Below are 26,664 nucleotides of genomic sequence, written 5' to 3' on the forward strand. Positions count from 1 at the left end.
ACTATATCCATAGTTTCCATACAATCCATAGTTGTTATACAGAATTATCTCAAATCCGAACAAATGGAACGAGGTACTCATGATTTACCGTTTACCATGCGTCTACTAAAGCCATTACAAACATCGCTTTTCCGTTATTAATATCTTGGATTTCATCAACAACTAAACACTTCCATGTCCCAACTACTTCTGGATTTTTTTCTATCATTTTAGCTGCTTTGATTAGACCATCCTCATAATTTAATTGAGAAAAACTAGTATTTATTTCTTCCCAATCAAAGCCTTCTTCATCTATGTATTCATTTCCCATTTTTAATAACCACCAGGCCAATGAATGGTATGTTCGCACAAATGTGTTTCTAAGTGCATTGTTACCATTTTCATTAGCAAGCTGATTAAGCCTTATTTTAACCTCATCAACAACTGCATTGGTAAAACTAATAACCACAATATCATCAGCGTCGATTCCATTAGAAACAAGATAATCTAGTCTTCTGATTAATGAATATGTTTTTCCTGTTCCAGGTCCTGCATTGACCACAAAACTCTTATTTATATCTCCGTTAATGACATAATCTTGCTCAACTGGAGTAAATGTTCTACCAATTGTTGTACTCTCTTTGTCAGCTTGAACTGTTTTTTCTGATACCTTGACCTTCGCTTTTTTAGTAAAAGTCTCTGGTTGTTGAACCATCCACTCTTCCAAGAGAAGTGGTCGGCCAATCTCTTCAACCGTATATCCGCTTAATCTATCAGCCCAATACTTTGCTCTTTGTTCGTTAATTCTTACAATTGTGTTAGCTCGATATAGATTAACAAGTTTTTTATTTGCCTCTTGATAACCATTTTCCGCTGATTGTTCAAGCCAACTAAGGGCTTTAGTGATATCCTTGTCAATTATATCCCCGTACAGATAATGTAATCCTAAATCATATTGAGCTTGTATATTTCCATTTTCTGCTGCCTTTACGCACCATAAAAAGGCAGATTTGTAATCTGCCTTTTTGTAATAAATTGAATAAAGTAAATATTGTGAATTTACATCTCCATTATCTGCGCAATAAAAAATAGCATTTGTAATATCCTCACGCTTTTGAGGATTATACCAATACTTTTTTTCGCTATTTATATATTTTTTTGCTTCTTCTATACTATCCCACATATTTATCGATTAATAAGCCACTGGTTTAATTCCATTAGCACGAAGATAATAGGTAAAATCGTACTCCCAGTCCCCTCTGTGTTCTCCTCTATATATTTCACCTTCAAATCCACTCACATGCTTATCATACAAATATCTTTGTACTTCGTTCTTTGAATAGTGCGTAACTGCATAAGCGATTGACTTTTTAAAGCTCTCGGATGTGTAAAAATAAGAAGGACCTGCAGCCTTGCCTTTAAACTCTGTTATTACTATTTCGCCGAAGTCTATATATAAGATTTCTGCCTTATTATATAATTTTCCGCCAAGGACGTACTGTTTCCAAAAAGCGTAACGTCTTGGATCACCTAAGGATACTTCTAGTGTTACTAATGAACTCCACTTTTCGAATTTATCCAGCACCCCTGCCTTTTTTAGCTCTTGTTTAAAACTTTCAGCGTTATGTGTATTCAAAAAGAAACCCCGAATTTTTTGGTACAATTGATTCATTCTTAACAGGTTCGTAATACTAACCTTATCTAAAAGATTTATGACAAAAGTAATTTTGTCTTTATAAGAATATCCATCAAATACATTTACAAGAACGCTTACTAAAGTATCAGCATAGGCTTGCTCACCACATACCAAAAAGAATCTCGACAAACAATCACTATAGAGATGAGTTGTATCTATTATTCCGATTTGCACTAAGTTGTGCCTAAATTTTTCAAAGGTATCATCACTAGCTAATTGACTTGATGTTATCAATACATCAGAGCTACTTAAAATTTTATATATCGCTTCAGAGTCAATTTGCTGAGCAGCTATATACTCAATAAAACTGTTTGTCTTGCTATAAACAACACTTTGGTTTTCTTTATAACCATCATTTAAACAAGTAAAAATAAAACTCTTAAGTTTCTCATTATCATAAGAATTCTCAAAATCTTCTAAAATATCAGCAAAGTCCTCTATACTACCCTTTAGAGCAATTGTCTTGAAGATGTTTTTCAGCTCAACTTTAAATTTGTTTTGATTAATATATCTTGCTAGTTCAGTGATATCACTTTCCTTTAGTACAGTACATTTCTTCTCAACAATCTCATAGTCCCAACTAACAACCATATTAACTAATTCTTTAAGGCGCTGGTCGTTTGTCACCATTTTATATCGCTCACCCTTAATAGGATGTTCTTCCATTACCATCTCAAGAGCGCTATGTAGCTTGTTGGGATAAACTATCATGCTCACTATTACTGTTCCTCCAAAATATCAGAAATAGACTGAATCATTTCATCTTCTTTTAATCTAAACTTGAACTCTACACGTCTAGAGTCCTCTGCATTCACAGAGCCATCCTCATTTCTTATTAGCCCATAATATGAGCGCCCGTTTGCAGTAACAATTTCTCTTACTTCTTCAAGTCTATCTGGCGTAATAACTGTTGTCCCATCACCCAAACAATAATCTGCCACTTCTAAAGCTCTTTTCTGAGACAAATCTAGGTTATACATATAACCACCCTGCTCGTCGGTATGGCCTTCTATTATTATTTCTGAGATATAAGGTTTAACATCATCGCTCAAAACAACACTAAAGTATTTAGGGAAAAACTCATCTAATATAGCTTTACCTTGGCTGGACAATTCATATTCATTGAAATCAAATAAAACCGCAGAATCAAGGCTAATAGCTCCAGTATCAGGATCTATCTTCATATCCAAATCTGAATCAGCAAATTCTTCATTTAGTTTTGTAATGATATCGCCTTTTACTCCTACAATTGCATCTAACTTCTCCTGCTGCTCTTCAATCTGATCTTGATAATCTTGAATCAGTTTTTGCTTTTGCTCATAGTTACTCTTCTCATGGATAATAGTAACTACTATTATTAAAACAAAGACCAGTAACAAAGCTGCCATCATGTCTGAATAAGATTGCCAATAGTCTAATATCTTTTTTTTATTCTTTACACGCTTCATTTACTTATTTTCTTTCACTTTCATAAGAATTGAATTGATTCCATTTTGCCTCGATGTTGTGATGTAACTTATCGGCATATTCCAAATAACTATCTATATGAACTTGGATTTCCTTAAGTTTTTGCTCCATATCTCCATAAGTCTCATTTACTAAAATTGGAACCTTATCAATAGAATCATCCATTTGCTTTATTGTTCCTGAGAAGTGTCTTGTTATCTGGGCAAGCTCTGTATCAAACTCTGCAAAAGTTTCCTTTACACGAGCTTCCATATTATTATTAATATTATTAATTACCTTATAAAGTTTGTCTGTAGACTCAGATATATCAATGTCTGATTTTTGAATATATCCAAATGCTCCATTTAGGTTTTCAGCAGCATCCCCAGCAATCTTTTCTATATTCTTAATAGCATAGTTATGAATTTCATCAACTCGTCCAAAATAGTCATCTATTGCTTCTTCGAGCTTCTTATATTGCTCATCAGAGTTTTCTCCAACCATCTTTATAAACTTGTCCAATTCCTCAACTGTCTTCTTATACTCTTCTGCTATATTTTGAAGTACAGCTTCCTGTTTTGTAGAAATATCATTATTTGTCTTTAGAATATTATTTGCTGCATCTAAATTCTCTACTACTTTTTCCTGAGTAGCATGGATATCGTCAGTATATTCTTTGACAGTGTCTACAGTGTTTGCAATCTGATCATTTACCTTTGCAAGATCCACTGTAAGTAAGTTCACTTCAGTCATTACTTTTGACATTTCTTCCAAGGCTGTTTTTTGCCATTTATTAGTTTCCTCAATAATCGCTCGTAATTCTGTAAATGTATCACCAAGTGAAGTATTCATTTGAGCAATAAAAGCATCAACTATTTCACCCATTTTCTCGCTTTGTGATTTTTGCGAATTCTCGGCAAGCGCCTTTATTGAGTTGTTTAACTCAGAGCTAATCTGCAGTTGCTGTAGTAGCACATACTCTATTTTCTTTTGATATTTATCGCTAGTATCTGTATTTCCAGCTATGTAATCTTTTATAACATGTTTATTGTATACATCTACAAAAGCATTTAAGCTCCGTTCGAACATTTCCTTCTGCTTAGACAAATATTTGTTAAGCAACAAAGAGTATATTAGACCTATAATAGATGTATGGAATGCAGTTTTAATACCATTCATTAATGGAACAATTTTTGCTTCTACTTCTTCGGCATTACCTGATATATCAAAAGCATTAAGACCAATTGCTAGTCCGACAAATGTTCCTAAAATACCTAAACCTGTCATTGTAGATGGGATAACGCTTAAAAATTCATTTTCAAATGCTTTATCCATGAAGTCATAGTTAAAATATTCTTCTATATCTCCTCGATATCCTGGCTTAAGCTTTCTCGCCTCAATAACATCTTTACGATATTCATCTAGAATCGATTCAAGTTCTGAATTATCAAAACTTATACTCTTATCTAATATCTCTTCTAAGATATCATTTTCAGATATTTTTTCTCTCTCTAATATCTGACTTGTAATTGTTTCAAAAGATGTCTGATATGTTCTGCAAAATTTTATTATTTTATTCATCCAACGGAATATATAGAATAATGCACCCCAAAAAATTGCAGTTACTAAAAGATTGGTGCCACTAGGTATTTTTTGTTCGCTAAATCCCCAAAGTAATAATTGAAGAATCAGACCAATCGCAAATATCTTCCATAAACGCTTTGGATTTAAACTTTGTGTTAAATACTTACTATTCTTGTTTTCCTTATTCATTTATATCTCCTATACCTCAACACAGAAAAATAATTTCTGCTATTATTTTTTTCCATTTGAAAATGGCACATGTTGCGTTCGTTAGTATCAAGTATCTACTGTATCCATCAAGCGAAATTTTTGTTATCCATAGTTACTCTATGCTAATTAATTATTCCTCAAAACAGAATTCATTTAATTTTAGCACGGGTATATGAAATAAGTATGATAATCTAATAAAATACGCTATTCCTTCGCCTGCTATGATTCTACTCTATCACCCTGCTATTAAATATATATTCTTATTATCAAAGCAAATTTCAGTAGTTTTATCGTAAATACGAATCATATCTTCCATCTTTTGCAGAAATACACCAGTATTAGGATTACTAACCTCTGCAAAAGACTCTATAACATCGTTGCTTATCCCTAGCGCATTTGTTTTAAGCTTTCCACCTGCCTCTTGCAAAAATTCATCAACCTGACCTTCTTTAATTTTAGGTATGCTCCCAATGAATTTTCCCATTACATCACTAGCTGTGCCAAGTCCTTTTAATACATTCGTTTCAATGGAACCTTTTGACATTTTTTCTAGGAAAATTGAACACTCTCCAAATAGTTTTCTATATTCATCCGTATTTTTTCTTATCTCTTTGATGGACGCTTCAATATTTTCTTCTTTGAAATTTCCACTTAGCATTATCTCTACCAATGATGCTAACGAGAATGTATACAACGATAATCTATAGTATTTAAACTTCTTTTGTAAGTCATTAAAAGTGTTATTCACCTGTCCTTGGACAACAACAAGTTTTTTGGAATTCAATGCCTCAGCAACATTTTTCTGAGATGAAATCATATTTTTTCTTGCAGTCCTTTGAATATCAAGAACCATCTTGTGGTTGCTAGCAATATAATGCTCATTATCCCAATTATGCTTGTACTTAGTGATTATTTCATTTAACGTTATAACATCTGCTTCTATTTCAGATTCTTTTTCAATCTGAAGAAATGAAAGAATCTGTTTCTCCATATCAGCAATGTTTCCAAGTTCTTTTTCAATGGAGAATAAGGCTACAGACATCATTATCATAGCTGGATTTGCATTCAACGCTATAGTGTTTGTCGCTGAAATAGGATCTGCTGCGGCGAGCTGAGCCATTTTAGAACCTCCTTCAGCTGTTTTAAATGCTCCCCAAAAATTACCATTTTTAGCGACTTTTAGAGTATATCCAGTACCTTTATTTGCAAGCTGGTACAAGCCACTAACATTCATGGTTGTAGTCGTAGTCACAGTATTTAAGGCTGGAATCAAAGAAGAAACTCCAGCTCCAAGCGTTGATAGTTGAGCTATAGGCATAGCTATACTTCTATCCTTAGGAATAGCTTCCGTTCTGACATCAAGTAATAATTCCTCTGTCATTGCTGATATTTCATTTTTCTCCATTACTAATTCATTATTATCTACAGTCACAAGCTCTGCCATTTTTTAACACCCTCATTCCCTAATAATTATTTCTTTTGTGATAGCTCTTTAAGTCTTCTCAGAAGGCAAAGAAAAACTCCGCATTCTTCTGGACCAAGATGATACATATAATCCCAATGCGTTAATCCCCTCCAGTATGAAAAAATACCTGAACCTATTATTTCAATATCATTAATCTTCGCAACTGCTTCTTTCATTCCATCTCCGTAAGACGTCTCACATCCTAGCTTCTTACATTCTGAAACAAATTTTTCACCACAGTCCATCTGAAATCCAAGTTCTTGGCAATCTCGTCCAAACTCCTCTTCAAATTTGATATTTGAATCTGGATTTTCAAAAAATTTCTCCCAGGACTCTGCAAATAAATAAACAGCTTTCTTCCCCTCATAGTCAGGAGATGTAGAAGTATCAAACACCCATAGCCCATATACTGGAATATAACGGCGAAGCAATCTCGTCAAATCTACATCAGCTTCATTTCCATATGCATGTGAAAATACATTCCCTATAAGAGGGCCTACATTTTTCTCGCATTCTCCGTCATCATATCTAAACTCTATTTCATAAAAACCAACGTCTGTTATAAACTCTTGCACTTGAGGAAGATTAGAAAATAACGATAAAAGAAATTCAGCTTTCCACTTACCAATACCTATCTGCTTCTTTCTGCAAAAACCATCATCATTTAAGTATTGATTATAATTTCTTGCCGAGAACCAAACTCGTCCAGTTGCTGCTATCGTAAGATATTGCTCTACCTCATCATCAACATCAGGTTCGGGACCGTAACAAATATTATTAGATTTTATACGAACACTCTTTAATATCCCTGGCACTAACAATCTCCCCTATGCTAAATCAATCTCAGCATCTTCTTTTAACACAGGAATATAAACCTGCTTCAATGGAATAATGTCCTGATACTTATCATCTAACTTATCATAATAACGAAGAACCAAATCCACCAATTCAGAACCATTGATGCCTCTGATTATAGGATGCTGCTCTAAGTATGCCTTAGCATTTTGTGTATAATCAGATAATGTTACAAAAACACCATAATCTCCTTCACTCATTGCACCACGCAAGGATTGAATGGTCGATTCTTTGATGTCACCATCAATACTCTTTACCTGCACACAGATACGAGGTGGAAATTCGTCTTTGTAGGCAACAATGTCAATGCCACTATCTCCACCTTGCTTAGAAACCCTAGTTCTATAGCCCATTGCATTCAAAAGATTGGCTACAAAGTGTTCAAAATCATAGCCCTTAAGCTTCTTGCTAAGTTCCTTTAAAACAAAATCTTTCGTAATCTCCTGAATATCGTCAGCAGTTGCACCTATTGACTCATCAATAGTTGTATCAAGCAAAGCTTTTTTACCTTCCAATGCAGCTAAGAATTCATCTGCATAATTCTTGACCTGGAAGAAAGTTAAAGCTGAACCAACCTCATACAAAGCACCCTGAGAAAAATCAGTACGTGGAAAGCTCTTCAGCCATTTTACCTTACGTCTATTGGTGTACTGTACTTCTGACTTTTCGTAATAATAATCACTTTCAATTATTCCAATATTAATCTTACGATCAACTTTGGATGGATATACTACATAATCACCTACCTGAACCTCATAAGCAAATCGATATAACATACCTACACAAGTGGAAACAGAGCCTGTTGTCGCATCTGGATAAACTTTTGCATATGTCTGTTTAATAGTATCTCTACTATCTCCAGCTAGTTTTATGTCACCAATTTCTTCCCAACCAATACCAATAATTCCTTTTGGAACAAATAAGTCGTCTCTTAATGTATGGATTCCCCATACTACTTTTCCTTCTACCATTATATTCTCCTTAAGATTCCTTCTTTTAAATAAGCATTCTACAATAATGCTCTCCTAACCTGTTTAATTCGTTTAAAACAAAACTATCATCAAGTTCTAAATAATGATATGTATGACCTACAAGTGATATTAATGAAGCTGTTGCAAGAAACAAAGCATGCTCATGTCCTGTATCACGTATCCTCATATCAACACCAACTACTTTTGATCCAATATTCATTCTATTACCAAAAGCTGATGGATGCATAGCGATACAAGCCATCTTATATTCCATATGCATGTTATTAAAAAGACCACGATGAGAATCTTCTCTATTGGTAATTACATCAGACAGTTCTTTAAAACTATTCTTCCCACTCCACCAGTATTGCTTAAACGAACTTCCATACTTCTCTTGGTGCTCTTTGATTAGTCTATCAGTATTTTCCATATCATCTATTATACTAAATCGTTTTGCCTGCTCATTAAGGTATTTCAATCTAGTTAACTCAGCATCTTGGAAATACCTCTTTAGTAATTCCTCACGCTCTGTTGTATCCTCGCGTTCCTCAATGAATGAACAAATAATTCTTTGTTCATAAATGTTTCTTGCAAGAATTAGCGAACCATCTGGAAAACCATTTTCGCAAAGTAGAATAATCTGTCGAGTAAGAGATATGCTTGTCGTCAAAGCTGGAACTAATAAATCTATATCATCCAAGTTCCCTAAAAGTTTTTCATTTCTGATAGCATATAGAACTTGATTTTCAACTTTGGAAATTACTTCAAATAAATCTTTTAGTAAATACTTTTCTATACTCCTCTGAATCATAACCCCCTCGCAACATCATTTAGTTACTCTACAGTTCTACACCAATATTTCGTTTCAATAATACTTCTTGTAGTTCTTTCTTTTCTTTCGTATCTAAAGGCCCAAGTTCTTCCACTATTTTTACAATAAAGATATCCGAAAAACTAATTTCTTCAGCACTTTCAAGTATTCTGATTAGCAATTTGGCCATATAATGTGGTTTTTCACTTGAAAGGTTCATTTCCTGTAATTGTAGCCAAAAAGAACTATCTATTTTCTTAGGCATTTTTCCTTTACAAACGACTTCTACAACGTCTTCAAATTGTTCTGGAAAAACTGTAACTAGATCCAATATTTCTTGATTTTCTTCTTCTTCCAATATACAAGGTTTGTTATTCTTACGATTTACAATAAAACGCTTCAACCAAGAATTCCACCATTCTAGCTTTTTTGAGGCATCCATATCTCTAAGTCTAGCATTAATTGTATTAATCAAAATAGTTCTTTTTCTAGTTGAAATACACTTATAATACTCAGGAATATATTTTAATGTTGGCTTATCAACAACATAAATCATTAGTGTTAATAATAATTCTGTGAAAGCACGCAAAGCCTCATCATCTAGCCAATCAATATGCTTTAGAGCCTTAAAATATATAGGCTCAATAATATCGACAGTATCACTATTGATTCTAGAAGAGAAGTAAACAATTCCTCCCCATGAACTAGTAAAACAGTCTTTGTTATTACTAATGAGAAGCGGTGCTAGTTTATCCAAACTCCAATCTTTGTTCCTATAACAAAAGAAATTGAAATGTCCAACCAGAATACATCTTGCAACATTCTTTTCAGTTGTTTTCAATGACAAAGCATCATTAAAACAAGCCTGGTATTGAGCAGGAATAATTCTTTCTTCATGGAATGAAACCATATAAATCCATGAAAGCAAAATATATCCTAATGCTGTATATAAAGTGGCTTCTATTATTCTTCCACCTTTTAAATCGTCGATTTCTTTTTTGTTACGTGCATTCCACAGATTTTTGGTGATTTCAAAGATTTCGCTCTCATACTTTAAAACGAAATCCCTAGCATCAGAACGTTCAACCATTTTCCACAAGTATTCAGCAATAAGAGACACATTTCCTATGCTAGTAATATTTTTATTAAATAGCCTAAGAATCCATAATGCATCATCTAAAGAATACTCACCATTCATTGAAGCATATATTCCACACTGCCATATATCTTCATTCCATATTCCATTCTTAACCAATTGCTCAAATACTTTTTTCCCCCATTCAACATTCTTTGTAATACAGGCAGAAAAAGTGTTTAATAATCCTTCACGAGAAGGGCCTTCAAATGGATTTTCATTAAATGAAACCAGCCAATTAATAGCCTTATCTATCTCTAATGAAATAAACTTTTCTTCAGAAACGGGGCTTTGATTATGACTCCACTCCACCTCTGTTGGAGACAATATCAGTTCTGGATGTTTTGATTCCTTATAACCATACTCATTTTGAAGCTGTTCTTTCAAGTTATGTGTATATTGATCTGATAAGTCCGCTCGATTCAACCAAACAATCCAATTATAAACTCGATAACTAACACTACTTTTGTCTCCTGAATCTAACTCTTTAATTGCTTGAATAAGGTCCTTCTTTTCAGCATGGCTTAATTGAGGAAAACACTTCGCTGCTAGTAAAAAAACTTGTTCCTTACATTCTGTATTATCCAGATATTCATTATTTATAATAAAAGTCACTTTTTCATTCGGTGAGAATGCACTTGTTTCTCTAAAAGCCCTTAAAGCTACCTTTCTCATCAATGCTGAATCTGAATTAAGATCATTCAAAAGAACTTGTCTTAAAAAAGCATTTTCATCTTTATGTAATCTCAATGCTGATTCTACATACATATTGGCAAGTATCTCTAATTGGTCCTCACGATAGCTATTTTTCTTGTTTTCAATATCAAGCATCGCTATTTCAATTGCAACTCCGTTATTTACGCCTTGACCAACAATGTCATATTTCTGATGTAATTCATTTATTTTTTCTTCTACAAAAAAGATAACGTCCCTTGGGAATTCAATAACTACATCTTTCTTCATCAATTCCCATGCTCTGTTTACATGGAAAAAGCCTCCAAAGAAAGAATGTTTTAGCTCCACACCATCTGGTACAAGCCATCCTTTTTGAATAAGAGTCATATCTATAACAAACAGCCTTTTCAAAAGTAGAAAAGCAGTTTTCCATTGCTTATTATTCGATGCTATCTCTATAAGCTTAACAAGCGTCCAATCATTATGAATATATTTTTCAATTAATAATATATAATTCGCAAAATAGTATGTATCAATCTCTCCATCAATGGCAATCAATCGGTGTGCTATTTCGTCCGCAAACTTTGGATTAATAGTATTCTTATGAGAAAGTATCAACTCCAATAATGATTCATCATCTCCCCCAACGAAATTATCACATAACCAGACTGCCCATATATGGCTATTATTTCCACTATTGGTGGGTGAAAAGCACTCGGAAAAAACGCCTTTTCTATCTAAATAATCCATCCATTCTTTTCCACGAATGGCCTTTGCTAATAAAGTGCTTTTTTCTTCATCTCCCAAACAATATTCTATTTCTTTATCACCAGTCATATCTCTTGGTGGATTATCTTTAATTAATTCAAACTGAGATTTCCACTCCAGTAATCCCTTTTTTGAGCCGACACCTAGTTTTTTTAGTCCATCACGCATGACAGCATAACTACGTTTTGGAAAGTAAATTGGATTTATTCCTAACAACGGCCAATCAGTCTTTTTATCATCTGTAAGAATATATCTTTTACAACTATCATTTCTTGACATTGCACGTGTTAAATATCTAAGAATTGTATCGTTATAACTATATCCTATAAATAAGACTGTATATGACTCAAATAAACGTACAAGAAAACGAGAAGCATATCCTTCTGTTAGATATGCTTTTCCAAAATCTTCATCAGTCAAAACCATATATTTAGGGTTATTAACATTACCATGTATATGAACCACCCCACTAATATCATCACCTAAAGGTAATGTAGGTGCATTATATACATCTATTCCTTCATCTCTCGATTGAACTACATGTTCAAACATTTGATCATAATTTGTTGTAACAATTTTTATATCATCCCGACAATTAAATAAATCAACAATAGCCTCATGCAGTTTATTGTGATCTAAACAAGTGCCAGATAGTATTTCCGCAGCTAGTCCTCTTACATCAATTCCTTGTGCTTCTAAAGCGCCCAAAAACACTTCGCACAAATCATTTTTTCCTAATGTCTTGCCAGTGTCCTCAGCAATCATTTCTGTAAGAGTTTCAAAATTTGGTAATGAGGTAGGCTTGTCAACCGATGCACCTGCGCCAGCAAATACAACAAGTTTTCCATTTTTTATTGATTCAACTATTTCATTAGGAAAATCAATTCCATTAAAATACACTGTAAAATCCCCCGATTCATTTAGGCATAAGTGCCCAACCACATTCAGGTCAGGCACTTCTCGCCAAAATTACCTTTGTTATTATCCGCATTACTTATATCAGCATTACTTATATCTCCAGTTTAAGTAATCAGACTTTTATTATGCCATCATCTCTGAATTTTCTTTAATCTGCGCAATTATATCTAACAGTTCTCGCGCAGTAGACATGTCATCCTTAAACAACATTGTTATACTTCCAACAGACTTAAATGGTTCCTGTTGAAGAGCTGAGTTATCTTCAATATTTCCATTCTTAACAATGTAATCAACAATTAATCTTACGAATCTAATCTGGTTTACATTTAAATGTTCATCAGAAAGGAATTTGCTAAATGCCTCATTTACAGCATCCCTGTCTACGCCTACAATCTGACGCACCAAGCGTCCTATAGGTTTATCACCATATTCCTTCTGATAATCCTCTTTTGTACCAAGTTCTTTCCAAAGAATGCGTTCTAATTCCTTCATGTCGTGTTCTGTAAGACGTTTATTATTACGCAACTTATAGACTGAAAGATTATCAGCATGTTCTTTTAGATAGAACTCAACCTTCTTCTTATAGTTTTCCATGCCAATACCAGGATCAATTGGATTACCACCAGTTGGCTCTGTTATGACGTCTGGAAAATCTACATAGTATACTTTTCGTTTTTTTCTTTCAATGTACTGTAACAGATCTCGCAAAGCTTTTCGTACATCATTTAACTCAAGGATATTTGTGTTGTCCCAGAATTCCTGAGTCTGAACTTTTTCGATAGTTTCACGCTGCATCTTAACTTGCGGAATCGTATACATGCGTGAAAGAATCTCAGCTGTATATACTACTGTTCTAACAGCTTGCTGAATGTTCTTACTCTGCAGCATTCCCAAATCAATGCTATAAATCAGATAATCAAAGCGTTTTGCCAATTCATTATCGGATTCCGGTTTAACTAATGGAGCAATATGCTCTTTTATATCTGAGATTTCTTTAGTTTCAAGATTCTGCCATGTGAGAGCACGTCTAAAATCTTCCACATATCTCAGATGCCTTTTTACTGCAAAGCTATCATCATTTAGCTTAATAACCAACTCACGCAAATCCTCTACTGTCTCGTCTCTGTATGTGACATAATCATCGTCAGTCGTGAAAGTAGCTGCTTGGAGTTCCCTGCAAATCTGAGCTCGCGTGTTATATATTTTTTCACTCAAACTTGCCTGTATGCCGTTTTCTGCACCATTCTTATTTACTCTGAAGAACTCAAAATTATTACAGAAATCGAAAATCAAAAATCTCTCTTTATCAATTCCTTCCCCAAGCAAATTAGGACATAATCTTGTTCCTCTACCAATCATCTGCCAAAATTTTGAATAGCTTCTAACTTTTTTGAAGAACACAAGATTAAGAATCTCCGGGATATCAATACCAGTATCGAGCATATCAACTGATACAGCTATCTGCGGCATCTTCTCACTGGTGCTGAAATCATCAATTAATGAATCAACATACTTAATTGAGTAATCTATCTGTTTAATAAAATCTCCACCGTATTCTGGGAATATTTTATTAAATCTCTCGACAATAGCCTTTGCATGCAAACTGTTCTTGGCAAAAATGATAGTCTTACCAAGTTTATCTCCGCCTTCTATTTTCAGTCCTTTTTCCATTAATTCCTGAAGAACCGTATCGATTGTATCTGCATTAAATAACCATGTATTTATAGCTTCACTAGAAATATCATTTCCTATAGTATCATCGTCCTCAAAGGTTTCTTCATACTGTTCCTTGTCCTCATCGCTCAGCTGATCATAATGAATACCATCTTCCATAATCTGAGACGTATATTCTAAAGTTGAATAATTCACAAGGTAATGCTCTTCAACGGCCTTTTCTAACTCATACGCAAATGTTGGAACCCCACGCTCTAAGTCAAAAATGCCGTAAGTATTCTTATCTATTTCATTCTTTGGAGTAGCAGTCATTCCGAGAAGCATTGCATCAAAATATTCGAAAATCTCCTGGTATTTTCTATATATTGATCTATGTACTTCATCACAAATAATTAAATCAAAATGACCTGGTCCAAATAATCTTTCTCCAAACTTGTTCTTCTTTTCATCAATCGCATTCATCATTGTTGGATACGTTGAGAAAATCATGCGGCAGCTTTCTGGATCATCTTTGTTATCAAGAAGATTACAGCAAGATAAATCCTCTAATAAATGGGTATAGTTATTCTTTGCTTGCTTTACTAGAGCTGTACGATCTGCCAAGAATAAAATATTCTTAACGTAGTTATGTCTACGTAAAACATCAACAATGCTGATACTAACACGAGTTTTACCTGAACCTGTAGCCTGTACAATTAACATCTTGCGATGCTTTTTCATAATAGCATCGCAAACAGCTGTAACCGCCTCTTTCTGATAAGGGCGGTTTGTTATATCATCACTTATTTCAATTCGATCTAGTGGAATTCTTTGCTTTCTTCTATCAACTTCCAGCTGCAATTCATCCGGTGTAAAAAAACCAGATACTTCACGTTTTGGATAACCTATTACATCATTTTCATAGTAAAATTCAAAACCATTAGTCGTAAAGATAAGCGGACGCTGATTATACTGATTCTGTAAACAATCAGCATAGAGCTTAGCCTGCTGGCTTCCCACTATTGGATCAACTGAAGCCTTCTTAGCTTCCACTACAGCTAAAGGCATACAGTTCTTTCCCCAAAGAACATAATCTACAAATCCTGTACCTGATGGATTAGGCATTCCTGTAACAGGTTCCTCAATTGTACAATTAGAACCAATACTCCATCCTGCTTCCTTAAGAGCAACATCAATAAACTTCTTTCTCGTTTCTGCTTCACTAATCTTATCAATGTGATACTCTCGTTTTTGGACATTTGATTTACGTTCATTCGCCATCTTACGGCGTAATTCGGCATTTTCTTTAAGAACATCTTCAAGCTTTTTGTCTTTGCTGCTTAAGTCCTCATAAAGTGCTCTTAGCTCATCAGCCTTAACACGCTTTTCATCTCCAGATGCTAATATGCTTTCATCAAATGATTTTTCCTCATACTCTTCTGAATAGGAATAATCAATCCAATCGCAGAATTCATATAAATCCCTTAATGCTATAATTGCATCATCTCGTTTAATATTGCTATTAGTATGAACAGCAACATTTCCCAGATGTATAGTAAACTTAAGCATAGGGAACAGCCTTGGCTCAATGATACTTCTGAACGTATCTTCATGAATCAAGCTAGAAATGTTATCCTGATATGGAAGACGTAATTCTGCATCATAGGAATATACAAAACGCACAGCTAATTCAAGCGCTCTTCTTGCGAGAATGGCACATGTAGCTGGTGAAATAGAAAGGCTCTTCTCTGCTTCGATAGCTTGTGCTGCAAAGTCCTTATATTCTTTTTTCGATAATAAATAATCAAAATTTGTCTCCATAAAAACCCCATCCCTTCATACACCAACCTCATAAAGTAATGCCATAGTGGTTTTAACAATCAATCTATTATTTTCTTGCATCCATCTGTTTTATATCATGTGCCAAAATCTTACTTACCTTCTTCATCGTTTCTTTGGCTTCTTTCCAGTTATTTTCCTTTACAAGATCGAATAACTGATCCAATAATTCCCATTGTTCTTCATCTATATAAGCATAAAGTCTTTGAATGCTAGCTCCTGCATCTGTGACATTTTCTACTTGTGCGTATGAAATACATGCTCCGACTTTCTGAAAAAAATCTTCATATGCATTCAATCTTCTATCAGTAACTTTGCTTTTATCGTCTAGCTTTCTAAGTTTCAACTGAAATTGATTATTCGCTATTTGTGAAAACACAGGGACTAAAACTGATAGTATTAAAGTTATCGCAATTGCAATCCATGGTGCTATGGTAATATAATCCATAAATCTCCCTCATCATCCAAAATATTCTTGCATCAAGCTATCAAATATTTTTTGAGTTTCCTCTAGTGACTTTTGCACTACAACTTTTGATTTGTCGACTTGTTTAGCAAAAGCAATAAACTCTTTTTGTAATTCAAGCGGAGGCAATACTTGCCTGTACGCTTTCATTATTGCTGTATTCAAATTAGGCTGAGTTCCAGCTGGAGCTATTGCTCTAAAATGTTCTGTCATCTGATTTAACGCTTGTAACAAAAATACTTTATCAAGTCTTTCATCAATATCTTCCATTGCAAGCCATCCATCATGAATGCATCCGTCAAAAGTAATGATTCTAGCAAACCCGAGTGATACTCCACAGTTTGCAAAAATCAAGCTACCAGCTTTAACCAATCTACTTTTCTTTACTCCTTCTTGTATAATATGCTCCTTTGTTGAATTTAGATATATGTTATCTCCATCAGTCGCATCACCAATCTTAATCCAAGGAACATCTCCACCCAAAAATTGTTCAATAGGCCTTGGAGATCCGCCTCTAACAATAGTGCATAAGTTTCCAAGTGGCTCAATATCCCAACCTTTATCATTAATATTTATATCTCCAAAGAGTTCGACAAATCGGGCTTTGATGAGCTCATCCAATTCATCTATTTCTTTCTGACGCTTCTGAATAATCCCATTTAGCTTATCAAGAACAGTTACTATCTTCTCCTGTTCTTTTATATTTCTAATATCTATACTGACATTCTTTAAATATCGTGCTGAAATATTTGGCTGTGCTCCACCAACACCATCACTAATGAACTTCTGCTTTTTGCTTCTAAGAAAAAAATATAAATACTCGGGAAGCACCTCTTCACATGGCTTAAAAGCTGCACATGCCTGATTTGTACAAGCATCAAATTTCAGTATAGATGTTGCTCCAATGGTCGCCCCATACATAGCAATAAGTACAGTCCCGGACGGATACATTTTAGCCGAAGAATTATTTAATCCCTCTTCCGAAATGCAATCTTCAACTGAATATAAGTATTCATCTTTTAAGTCTCCAGTTTTTACCCACGGAATATTTCCATCATAATACTCTGGATGTGACTTGGATGGTGTACCCCCTGATCCAATCTCAAATATCTCACCTAGTGTCTTCATCTATCATCCCTACAAATCTCAATTAGTATTTTTTTCTAACTGAATTAATTAATGCTTTATTTTTTTGCTTGAAAATATCTAACTTTTTATCCAATTCGATTGGATCAGTTTGTGAAACAAAATCTTTCCAAGCTTCATCTAATTCTTTATATTCTTTTTCAAATTTCTTTAGATCATATTCATATGTATCATATATATTAATAATCTCAACCCATTTTGCCATCACATTGTCTTTTAAAAGCTGAATTATTTTGCTACTGTCGTTTATCTTATTAATTTGAATCGTAGCATTTACCTGAATCATTGCTTTATTAAGCTTTACTAACTCTTCAAAAAAATTCTTTACAGTTGAGGAATGTAACTCGTCCTTTCTCTCAGCGCTTTTAAATTTTATATCAAGCCATTTTCCAAAAATAGCTAATGCCACTCCATTTCCAATGATTTCCACAACTACTTGAATCCATTCTTTTGTCTCCATTGCTTCACCTCGTAAAATATTTTCAGTCTGCTCTATACTATCTTTACAAATCTCAATTTGTTTTTTATAAATTCAAGAGCCTTTTCAGTTCTGCCAACTCACTTTGGATTTCATTTTCGATAGACTCAATCTTTCCAATGATTACATCTGTTGGCTCATATTCAACCTTCTCATAAACAACTTCTTTATACTTGTTAATAGACAAGTCATAATCATTACTTATAATCTCATCTACTGGAACAAAAAAGCTTTGCTCAGTACGTTTTCGATCCTTCTCAGAATCCATGTTATTGAAACGCTCAATAATATCAGGAATATCATTATTCTGTATTTCCTGACGCTTATCGTCTAAGCTATATCCATCTGCCTTCATATCATAGAACCAAACATTATCTGTTCCGCCTGTTCCCGTCTTAGTAAAAATAAGAATCGCAGTAGATACTCCGGCATATGGTTTAAAAACACCACTAGGCATAGAAATAACCGCATCCAACTTATTATTCTCGATTATTTCCTTCCGAATCTGCTTATGAGCCTTACTAGAGCCAAATAATACTCCATCCGGAACAATAACAGCTGCTCTTCCACCTTTTTTCAGAATTCGAAGGAATAAAGCCAAGAAAAGCAATTCTGTCTTCTTAGTCTTTGTTACTTTTAAAAGATCTGCCGATACCGCTTCATAATCTAAGCTTCCCTTAAATGGAGGATTTGCAAGGACTAAAGAATACTTTTCAAAATCAGTATTCTGCTCAGACAAACTATCTCGATAAGAAATGTTAGGATTCTCTACTCCATGAAGTAGCATATTCATTGCACCAATACGAAGCATTGTTCTATCCATATCATTTCCATAGAACATATCATTATTGAAATGATCTCTCTTCTTTGCATCCAAGAACATATCTGCATGATTATTACGTAAATATGTTTGAGCAGCAATCAAGAATCCAGCTGATCCCATGGCCGGATCTATAATAAGATCATCTGGCTGCGGTTTAGTCAGTTCAACCATCATTTCGATAATATGTCTTGGAGTTCTAAACTGTCCGTTTGTACCAGCTGTAGCAACCTTTGAGAGCAAATACTCATAAAGATCGCCCTTTGTATCTTCATCTCCTAACTCTAACTGATCTATTCCATCAACAATTTTGGTTAACATAGCAGCTGTAGGGACCTTAAAAATCGCATCTCCCATATATCTAGCGTAAGCAGAATCACCATCTTGATGGAGATTCTTGATGAATGGGAACACACCATTCGCTACAACTTCATACATCTCATCTGCAGACCCAAGGTTTTTAAACTTACTCCATCTATAATTCTGGCAATCCCCTGGAAACATTGATTCAAATGGAACATTTAAGAAATTTGCTTCATTTTCCTTGGTTGTCTCAACGTCATCCAACTGCTTGATAAATAAAAAATATGTAAATTGTTCAATTACATCTAATGGATTAGTAATACCACCCGTCCAAAAGGTCTCCCATATTTTATCAATTTTGTTTTTTAATTCGCCTGTAATCATGTAATACTCTCCTAAATAATATGTTTATCCAAAATACTCTTGCATTAAGCTATCGAATAGTTTTTGAGTCTCATCTAATGACTTTTGAACTGCAACTTTTGATTTGTCGACCTGTTTTACAAAATCCCCGAATTGTTTCTGTAAATCTAATGGTGGCACCGGAATAATAAGTGTACCTAAAATCTGCTGATTTAAGTTTTGTATATTAGCACCTCTACCAGTCATCTTTTTTCTTATAGAATCAGCCTTCAAAACTCTGAGAAGATATGGAATTGTAATACCATCATCATGTTTTCTATACCTAATACAAAATCCGCTAAATGTTGTAGGTATATTCCCTGGATAAACAGCTACGCTTCTACCAACCAATGCTTTATTACCATTAGATCTTACAAATACAATGTCATCATCCCTTAACAAATATTCCTCTGAAGGCATCTCATTCAAAGAAACTGTTGGTAATAATTCCGTATTTGTAATAACTGAGTAATCTTTAAAGTCTCCTACACCTAAACAGTTTAGTACTACTCCACTATCCTCATAATGAAAATTCATTCCATTCTTGCAACTACCCATATCAAGAAATGGGCAAGTCTTCCAGCCTTTTTCATTCAAAACTGGATCTCCAAAGAGCTCGACAAATCGGGCTTTGATGAGTTCGTCTAAAAATTCTAATTCATTTTTCCTACAATTAATTAATTGCTTTGTTCTTTGTAGAATATCAAGTATTTCTTCTTGTTTATCAAGTGAAGGACAATTAATCTTCATAGCACAAAACTCAGTATCAGTAATACTCCTTCTTCGCGCCGTTGTCCCTCTAAGTTTTGATTTATAATATTCAATACTTCTAGGTGACCTAAGTGCATATTCTAAATACACGGGTGCAACCTTTTCAGTATCTACATCCCATATTTTATATGCTGGACTAACAATGCCTTCATCAGTTAATTCTTGAACAGCTAAAACTCCTTCATCTATTGGAAAGCTTTCCACTAGTTGATGTCTACTAACAACTTGATAATTCGATTGATCTACAGATGCTATCTGTTTCTTAAATCTATCATTCTGGAATACAAGTCCATCATGCATAGTCATTGATAATACTGGATATTCACCATCACCACATCTCTTTGTCTTCGCTTTTGTAATAAGCTGACCTACTTCAATTTCCATCTATCATCCCTACAAATCTCAATTTATTATCTCTGCAATATCATTGAGCTGACATTTAAATTCTTTACAAATCTTTTCCAAAACTTCCATTTGGACATTCTCGCCCTTCTCAAGCTTCGCAATAGTTGCGTAGCTAATGCCTGCTTTTTCTATTAAATCTTTACGCTTCATTTTCTTGTCACGCATTAAATTAAATAGTTTCTGATATGATACTGCCATAAAATGTTTCCTCCTCACTGTTTAAACAGTGAACAAATACACTAAACACGCTAATTTAAAGTATATCACAACACCATAAAATTGTCCGATAAAATTCTCCTGTTCGCAAGAATTATATCCTAAAAATGACAGTGGCAAAATACTCATTTTTAGAAATTTTTGTAATTTCATATTATTGTAAAAAGCCATTCACAATATGTATCCTAAAAAAGAATTCTATCTGTAATCTTTCATAACAGTTAACTCTTCTCACACAATTATATGTTATTTTCAAAATAACTCATTAACAACTATCAGAGGTGAGGTATATATGAATAAAAAGACTTTATCTTTTCTTTTCATCACAGCCATATGCATATTATGTGGATGTTCATCTGGAGTTACTGTAGAACGCATGAATGATTGGTCGTTCCAATACAATGAAGATACAAACGACTATAGCCTTTTCTTTGGACTAGAGGATGTATTCAAAAATGAAACTTCAGCTGCTTGCACAGTCGAAATAAGAATAGAAAATGACAACGAAGAAACTGTATATATTGGAATAAAGGAAATAACCACTAATGACTTTGGTACATACACAAGCGATGCAGAGGGAAAGCAATTTCTAGCTAATGTAAGAATCGATGAAGAAGAAATAACCCCAGGCTCTACCGATTCGGGAACAGTGCACTTTACAGTAACCGGGGAGTACTTTTCATTTAGCGAAGCAGATTGCACAGCATATGCATGCCTTCCACTAAAAGAAACTACTTTAATAGTTAATGATCTTCCAATCGAGGTAGTTCAAAAAGGAATATTTGGTGGAATTGAAGGAAAATATACCATTACTGATGTATCGTATTATGTTGATACAAGCTTTTCTGACGCTACAATGCTTATAGTTATATCTGGAGAAAAAACCAGCGGTAATAGCAGTACATATTCCTATGATAAATTTAGCTACAAACTATACGATAGCGAAGAATACCTAGTTGATTCCGGTCAAGTTCTTATTGGCACTGGTCTAGACGCTGGTGATAAGTTCAAAAGCGAAGACACTTATATTTACGGCATTACTCCAGGTGAAACATACACACTGGTATTAACAGATTTTGAATGGTAAAGAACAGTAGATAATAAACCTGTATGACAGGCACTTACTTTTGAAGGCAAAGAAAAGAGCAAGTTATCCTTGCTCTTTTTTACTTATATTCAATGATACGTTATAACAATCTTTGCATCTTTTTCAAAATAATCTGAATCATAAAATGCAGAAGAACCATTAATTGATACATTTTCAACAGTATCTTTCTTTTTCGTTTTACTGAACCAACTAGCATCATTTAAATCAACCAATTCTATATTTGTAAATCCTGCACTTTCAAGTTGCTTTTGTACTGAAAGATAGTTTTTTTCCTCATAATCATAATAATCTCCTGCACTAATCTTTCCCTCACTTTTTGCAATATCTGCTGCCTTTTGCTCCTGTATATCGCTATAATACCCGTATAAAAAGATTCCTGCATAGAAAATAATAAATCCAATTACCCAATACCAGCCTGAACGATGTTCATATCGTGCTTTCTTTTCTTCTGTTTTAGCGCGAATCACCTCAGCATCATTAATTGTCCTTTTAGTATAATTGTAATTGTACGTATACGACCCTTTTTCTTCATCTAAAAATACTTGTGATCCACAATATGGACAAAATAAATATTCTTGTTTCTTTGTAGCAATTTTTATATTTGCTTTACAATTAGGGCAGTTTAAAACACTTGTTTTCAATATTATCAACCTCCAATAGATTCATGTAAAAATAATTATATCAAGACTTTGTGTTAAAAATCTGATAACAATTAAAGATTAACATTATCGATACATTATGAATCTAGTATTAATCTAAATAAGTTCAAATAATTAAGTGTAATGGTGCTTTAAATTATACGATGATTCTTTTATCATCTATATACTTCCACTCCATAAATCCGCAATTCTGCGCCGACTTATATACCGGAAGTATCACTTTTTCAAGTTCCTCTTTAAATTGACCATACTTAATTTCAGTATCGTATATACGATATCTAACATCCTCGTCATTAAAATGTTTATTTGCACATTTTTCAAATTCCTTGCGTACTCTATCGTATTTACGCATCACGATATACGACTTATATTCCATTCGAACTAGCGCATCAAAATACGTATCCCAATCCGGTAGATTATTACTTTTGGTACTATTAATACTCTTAGTAGTCGGATGCAAATTCCACATCTCATCGTGAGCCACATAAGACCAAGGCACAAAATGATCTATAGATATATCATTTGGAGTCAATATTGTCTTACCATATATCTCTTCCACAGGCTCTGGCGATACAGTCAGAATCAACTTCCAGTATTTCTTCACGTCATCCAATTTACGTTCCTGAGGTGGGTACAGCTTGTCAGCAATACCTGGCACATTCGGATTTCTTCTTTGTAAATATAGAATCATGTTGTACTCAAGCCAGCCTCGAATAATCTCCTGATTCTTCACAAAGTAATTAACCCATTCATCCTTCACAATGATTTTGGATGACAGGCCATTTAACCCTAGGAAGTAATACATGATGCCGCTGTGATTATTAATATTTTCAATAAGTGTATCTTTTGGAACATCCCAAGCTTTTCCCTTTATTCCAGGAACAAAAGGTGCTTGTAAACGATAAGGAACATTTAATATCAATGTTCTCTTCTTTGAATTTATTTCTTTATCCTGCGTCTCAGATAAATATGCGATAAGTTCAGGCTTTTTGATATTTGAAGTAAAGCTTGGATTCTTATCTTTTATGAGATTGACCAGACTTTCTAATGTATCCTTTGGTCCAAGGTTCAGATGATACTCTGTAACCATGTACCAAGCACTAGCAATCATGTCGTCTACCAGTTCTTCAAAAGCTATTTCTGTATGGCCCGCAACCACTTTTTCAAGAATAGCCTTAAACCAAAAGAACTTATAGCACTCGCTTGTATTATCAAAAAGTCGGCTCAGATATTCGATATGAAGTTCATCAGAATATGGCAGATTCATCATTGGTTCCCCTCCCAATAAATACGTTCTTTAAAAGCTCCGCGCTTATCAGACTTCTCCTTGCGTACTTGCTCAAGCTCCTCCAAAGAATGTCCTCTGGCTTCACATATTGCATAAAGCACTTCCAGCACATCAGCCATTTCCTCTATGGATTTGTCAGCCTGATATTCTGCCACTTCTTCATTTAGTTTTTTATCCAATTCCTGCAAGTAATCCTCTTCTGATAAAGTCCTAATTATTGGACTCTTTCCATCAGCCTGGATTATCCGTGGAATCTTATCCCTTACTAACTTTCCCACTATTATTCTCCCTGGGTAATATAACCCCAAACTAGAATAATTATACCATATAATTTTTCTTTTAGGGCAAAGAAAAAGACTGTCTTTCGACAGTCCTTTATATTTCATAAAAGCCATGAAATATAAACTAAATAGGCACCTTTACATTTTATTATTTTTCAGAATTATCCTTCTGTGATAGCACTTTGATTATTCTTATTTTATCAATTACAAAAATAAATCCATATATAACGATAAAAAATAAGATTAAAAATTTAACAACATCAAGAGGCGTAGAAAAACTAGTAAACTTATTTAATTTAAAATTCCATATAGCTAAAACGGAAGACACAAAATATAGTAATATTGCAAATACATTTTTTACTACCTTTAGATTTTTAATCATCTTTGTTTTATTCTCTAAATTTATAATAACAAGGGGCATAAGCGAACAAATAAAAACAAACATATAAACACATGCCATAGAAACAGCAATATTACATACTCCGTACAATAATAATGACGATACAGTTTTAATTATTCCTCTAATAATCTCAAATGTAAAAATCAAAAAATACGTCATTATAGTAAGTCCCCTAAGATATAAGTCAGAATAATGAATATCCTTATCATATTTCTTCATGAAGGATTTAAACTTATCAATTTGTTTTTCATTTGAAAATATTAACGCCATCATGTATACAACAGCAAAAAGTATATATATGTATAATTTGTTTTCATAATCATTTTTTAATAAAATCAAAACACTAGGCACATATATAACAAGTAATAAGTTTTTGATAAGATCCCACAAAGCATGAAAATTTAGCTTTATCTCAAAATCACTTCTATGATTAAAAACTATTTCTTTTGTCTCCTCTATAGAAAATACAGTTGGAGGGGAATTCCATATTTGTCGCTTTTTTTCTTCAACGAAAGCATTATCTCCATGTTTTGCACATATTTCTTTAATTATACCCTCAACAGCAATTGCATCCAAATTACACATTACGTCATTTTCTTCTAGACATTTTATTAAATCTTTACATAAAACATGCAATGATACAATTTGATATAAACTATAATCATAACAATTAATCTCTTGAAGTCTTTGTGGAAATTCCACATCAGGAATATCTTCGTAATTATTATCTTCACCGTATATACGAATTAAATAATCTTTTCGTTCATCATCAATCTTATCTTTTTTTGTAATAAAATAATTGAACTCTACACGTGAAACTAAATAATTAATTGCTCTTTCAAAATCTTTTCTATCAACATACGATAATTCTTTAGGTATAGGCTCTGAATACAAATAGTTTTCATTCATCACAAAATATTTTGAGGAAGACTTCTTGTTTTTTTTCATCTCACACTCAGTGATTTTTTCGACAAAATATAATTTAATTACTAGTCCATCACCTTCTATAACCTCAATTATATATTGCCCTTTACTTATTTTGTCTTTGTACTCCATCCCCAAAGATATTTCTTTACGTACTTCCTCCTTATAATCTACTTCTAAGCACGTGGCAATTAAGCCTTTCTTTTTTCCAGCCATATATTTCTCTCCTTACTTTATAATTAGTATATCGTATATACGATATACTACCTTCTGCTTTTATAATTAGCAACTTGTTTTTACCGTATATACGAATTAGAGGTGTTTATAATTGAAAATAATACCATATCATTAAACTTTGAAATCATTTCGAGCATACCATATAATATGCATAAATACAGGTATATATATTTATATGAATTGGAGGTATCCCATGAAAAAATTAGACTTAGAAAAACGATATGCAGAAGCTAAAAATCAAAAGAATTTAAAGAAAATCTCAAAAGAAAAAATACGAAGTATTGTAGAAAAATGTTTAACTGAAGGAAATATAGATGGAAATATATCTATTATAAATATAAAATCTGATGAATTTAAAAATTTAACAATTGAACGAATTAATAATCGTTGGGCTAGCTGTATTTTCATCCTTCCTAATGTTTCAAGCCTCAAATGCTTGAATTATAGGTATTTTTTCTTCCTTTATAACCTCAAATCAAGAGCAAAATTGCATGAACAGTCATTGTATCTGGTACTGAATAGCTAATTTTAGGTACACTTCATAAAGCATCCTGATTTTTCTTTATGAAGGCGTTTATTCCTCTGTTAGCTATGATAGTGAACCTTCCGTGTCTATAGGGATCGTGTCCCAACTTCCTTCGTCCCACCTGTTCATACACTGAGTGCCAGCCAAGCTATTTACCAGGGTCTATGCCCCACGGAGAAAACTCCTGCCAGCTACAGCTCTTGTTTGTCTTTGATTAATACCGACCTTC

22 protein-coding genes are annotated in these 26,664 nt (G+C 33.6%); 2 read left to right on the forward strand and 20 right to left on the reverse strand.

The window, feature by feature from the left end; genetic code table 11:
- Positions 1–91: 91 nt before the first annotated feature.
- The 16 genes from BM102_RS13530 to BM102_RS13605 all read right to left on the reverse strand — a co-directional run bounded on the left by BM102_RS13530 (position 92) and on the right by BM102_RS13605 (position 20,994).
- On the reverse strand, positions 92–1,162 hold the full coding sequence (locus BM102_RS13530) for a UvrD-helicase domain-containing protein (RefSeq protein ID WP_090482796.1): 1,071 nt from the start codon (positions 1,160–1,162) through the stop codon (positions 92–94).
- A gap of 9 nt (positions 1,163–1,171) precedes the next feature.
- On the reverse strand, positions 1,172–2,392 hold the full coding sequence (locus tag BM102_RS13535) for a hypothetical protein (protein ID WP_090482799.1): 1,221 nt from the start codon (positions 2,390–2,392) through the stop codon (positions 1,172–1,174).
- 2 nt (positions 2,393–2,394) lie between these two features.
- Positions 2,395–3,123, reverse strand: coding sequence for an OmpA family protein (locus BM102_RS13540; RefSeq protein ID WP_090482802.1), 729 nt, complete (start codon positions 3,121–3,123; stop codon positions 2,395–2,397).
- A gap of 4 nt (positions 3,124–3,127) precedes the next feature.
- Complete coding sequence (locus BM102_RS13545) at positions 3,128–4,894, reverse strand: MotA/TolQ/ExbB proton channel family protein (RefSeq protein WP_090482804.1); 1,767 nt, start codon at positions 4,892–4,894, stop codon at positions 3,128–3,130.
- 256 nt (positions 4,895–5,150) lie between these two features.
- Positions 5,151–6,359, reverse strand: a complete 1,209-nt coding sequence (locus BM102_RS13550; RefSeq protein WP_090482807.1) for a hypothetical protein — start codon at positions 6,357–6,359, stop codon at positions 5,151–5,153.
- Positions 6,360–6,385: 26 nt separating this feature from the next.
- Positions 6,386–7,195 carry a hypothetical protein gene (locus BM102_RS13555; RefSeq protein WP_090482810.1) on the reverse strand — a complete coding sequence of 270 codons (810 nt, stop codon included), beginning with the start codon at positions 7,193–7,195 and terminating at the stop codon, positions 6,386–6,388.
- A gap of 12 nt (positions 7,196–7,207) precedes the next feature.
- The gene (locus BM102_RS13560; RefSeq protein WP_090482812.1) at positions 7,208–8,206 is read right to left on the reverse strand and encodes a restriction endonuclease; all 999 of its coding nucleotides are present in this window, start codon (positions 8,204–8,206) and stop codon (positions 7,208–7,210) included.
- A gap of 25 nt (positions 8,207–8,231) precedes the next feature.
- Positions 8,232–9,017, reverse strand: a complete 786-nt coding sequence (locus BM102_RS13565) for a DUF5677 domain-containing protein (RefSeq protein WP_090482814.1) — start codon at positions 9,015–9,017, stop codon at positions 8,232–8,234.
- A 28-nt stretch (positions 9,018–9,045) separates the two neighbouring features.
- Positions 9,046–12,495: an SIR2 family protein gene (locus BM102_RS13570; protein ID WP_090482817.1), complete on the reverse strand. Its 3,450-nt coding sequence runs from the start codon at positions 12,493–12,495 to the stop codon at positions 9,046–9,048.
- 141 nt (positions 12,496–12,636) lie between these two features.
- Entirely contained in the window at positions 12,637–15,987 is a 3,351-nt protein-coding gene (locus BM102_RS13575) for a DEAD/DEAH box helicase family protein (RefSeq protein ID WP_090482820.1), read from the reverse strand.
- Positions 15,988–16,054: 67 nt separating this feature from the next.
- Positions 16,055–16,453, reverse strand: a complete 399-nt coding sequence (locus tag BM102_RS13580; protein ID WP_090482824.1) for a hypothetical protein — start codon at positions 16,451–16,453, stop codon at positions 16,055–16,057.
- A 12-nt stretch (positions 16,454–16,465) separates the two neighbouring features.
- The gene (locus tag BM102_RS13585) at positions 16,466–17,599 is read right to left on the reverse strand and encodes a restriction endonuclease subunit S (RefSeq protein ID WP_090482827.1); all 1,134 of its coding nucleotides are present in this window, start codon (positions 17,597–17,599) and stop codon (positions 16,466–16,468) included.
- A gap of 22 nt (positions 17,600–17,621) precedes the next feature.
- The gene (locus BM102_RS13590; RefSeq protein ID WP_090482830.1) at positions 17,622–18,077 is read right to left on the reverse strand and encodes a hypothetical protein; all 456 of its coding nucleotides are present in this window, start codon (positions 18,075–18,077) and stop codon (positions 17,622–17,624) included.
- 64 nt (positions 18,078–18,141) lie between these two features.
- Positions 18,142–19,602, reverse strand: coding sequence for a type I restriction-modification system subunit M (locus BM102_RS13595; RefSeq protein WP_090482832.1), 1,461 nt, complete (start codon positions 19,600–19,602; stop codon positions 18,142–18,144).
- Between the two features lie 24 nt (positions 19,603–19,626).
- Positions 19,627–20,775 (reverse strand): restriction endonuclease subunit S, encoded by a 1,149-nt coding sequence (locus tag BM102_RS13600; RefSeq protein WP_090482835.1) that lies wholly within the window; start codon positions 20,773–20,775, stop codon positions 19,627–19,629.
- Positions 20,776–20,793: 18 nt separating this feature from the next.
- Positions 20,794–20,994 carry a helix-turn-helix domain-containing protein gene (locus BM102_RS13605; RefSeq protein WP_090482838.1) on the reverse strand — a complete coding sequence of 67 codons (201 nt, stop codon included), beginning with the start codon at positions 20,992–20,994 and terminating at the stop codon, positions 20,794–20,796.
- Between the two features lie 310 nt (positions 20,995–21,304).
- Between BM102_RS13605 and BM102_RS13610 the strand changes: the two genes are divergently transcribed.
- The gene (locus BM102_RS13610; RefSeq protein ID WP_090482841.1) at positions 21,305–22,099 is read left to right on the forward strand and encodes a hypothetical protein; all 795 of its coding nucleotides are present in this window, start codon (positions 21,305–21,307) and stop codon (positions 22,097–22,099) included.
- Positions 22,100–22,188: 89 nt separating this feature from the next.
- Here BM102_RS13610 and BM102_RS13615 read toward each other — a convergent pair whose 3' ends face one another.
- The 4 genes from BM102_RS13615 to BM102_RS13630 form a co-directional block, all read right to left on the reverse strand.
- Positions 22,189–22,761, reverse strand: a complete 573-nt coding sequence (locus BM102_RS13615; RefSeq protein WP_090482843.1) for a TFIIB-type zinc ribbon-containing protein — start codon at positions 22,759–22,761, stop codon at positions 22,189–22,191.
- A 154-nt stretch (positions 22,762–22,915) separates the two neighbouring features.
- Positions 22,916–24,049 (reverse strand): HNH endonuclease domain-containing protein, encoded by a 1,134-nt coding sequence (locus BM102_RS13620; RefSeq protein ID WP_330388647.1) that lies wholly within the window; start codon positions 24,047–24,049, stop codon positions 22,916–22,918.
- Positions 24,046–24,345, reverse strand: coding sequence for a nucleoside triphosphate pyrophosphohydrolase (locus BM102_RS13625; protein ID WP_242942946.1), 300 nt, complete (start codon positions 24,343–24,345; stop codon positions 24,046–24,048). The genes BM102_RS13620 and BM102_RS13625 overlap by 4 nt, the downstream gene beginning before the upstream one ends.
- Before the next feature lie 151 nt (positions 24,346–24,496).
- A complete protein-coding gene (locus BM102_RS13630) occupies positions 24,497–25,888 on the reverse strand; it encodes a hypothetical protein (protein WP_090482846.1) in 1,392 nt (463 codons plus the stop codon).
- Between the two features lie 214 nt (positions 25,889–26,102).
- Here BM102_RS13630 and BM102_RS13635 point away from each other — a divergent pair, with 214 nt between their 5' ends.
- Positions 26,103–26,435 (forward strand): hypothetical protein, encoded by a 333-nt coding sequence (locus BM102_RS13635; protein ID WP_090482849.1) that lies wholly within the window; start codon positions 26,103–26,105, stop codon positions 26,433–26,435.
- Positions 26,436–26,664 lie beyond the last annotated feature (229 nt).

The sequence above is a fragment of the Pseudobutyrivibrio sp. JW11 genome, from assembly GCF_900115355.1.
Lineage (GTDB): Bacteria > Bacillota > Clostridia > Lachnospirales > Lachnospiraceae > Pseudobutyrivibrio > Pseudobutyrivibrio ruminis.

Coding starts and splice junctions, on each gene's coding strand:
- BM102_RS13595 (WP_090482832.1), bottom strand. CDS start 19,602: ATGATTACAGGCGAATTAAAAAACAAAATTGATAAAATATGGGAGACC.
- BM102_RS13620 (WP_330388647.1), bottom strand. CDS start 24,049: ATGATGAATCTGCCATATTCTGATGAACTTCATATCGAATATCTGAGC.
- BM102_RS13610 (WP_090482841.1), top strand. CDS start 21,305: ATGAATAAAAAGACTTTATCTTTTCTTTTCATCACAGCCATATGCATA.
- BM102_RS13630 (WP_090482846.1), bottom strand. CDS start 25,888: ATGGCTGGAAAAAAGAAAGGCTTAATTGCCACGTGCTTAGAAGTAGAT.
- BM102_RS13600 (WP_090482835.1), bottom strand. CDS start 20,775: ATGGAAATTGAAGTAGGTCAGCTTATTACAAAAGCGAAGACAAAGAGA.
- BM102_RS13590 (WP_090482830.1), bottom strand. CDS start 18,077: ATGGAGACAAAAGAATGGATTCAAGTAGTTGTGGAAATCATTGGAAAT.
- BM102_RS13565 (WP_090482814.1), bottom strand. CDS start 9,017: ATGATTCAGAGGAGTATAGAAAAGTATTTACTAAAAGATTTATTTGAA.
- BM102_RS13540 (WP_090482802.1), bottom strand. CDS start 3,123: ATGAAGCGTGTAAAGAATAAAAAAAAGATATTAGACTATTGGCAATCT.
- BM102_RS13545 (WP_090482804.1), bottom strand. CDS start 4,894: ATGAATAAGGAAAACAAGAATAGTAAGTATTTAACACAAAGTTTAAAT.
- BM102_RS13530 (WP_090482796.1), bottom strand. CDS start 1,162: ATGTGGGATAGTATAGAAGAAGCAAAAAAATATATAAATAGCGAAAAA.
- BM102_RS13605 (WP_090482838.1), bottom strand. CDS start 20,994: ATGGCAGTATCATATCAGAAACTATTTAATTTAATGCGTGACAAGAAA.
- BM102_RS13550 (WP_090482807.1), bottom strand. CDS start 6,359: ATGGCAGAGCTTGTGACTGTAGATAATAATGAATTAGTAATGGAGAAA.
- BM102_RS13560 (WP_090482812.1), bottom strand. CDS start 8,206: ATGGTAGAAGGAAAAGTAGTATGGGGAATCCATACATTAAGAGACGAC.
- BM102_RS13635 (WP_090482849.1), top strand. CDS start 26,103: ATGAAAAAATTAGACTTAGAAAAACGATATGCAGAAGCTAAAAATCAA.
- BM102_RS13575 (WP_090482820.1), bottom strand. CDS start 15,987: ATGGAGACAAATTTTGATTATTTATTATCGAAAAAAGAATATAAGGAC.
- BM102_RS13585 (WP_090482827.1), bottom strand. CDS start 17,599: ATGAAGACACTAGGTGAGATATTTGAGATTGGATCAGGGGGTACACCA.
- BM102_RS13580 (WP_090482824.1), bottom strand. CDS start 16,453: ATGGATTATATTACCATAGCACCATGGATTGCAATTGCGATAACTTTA.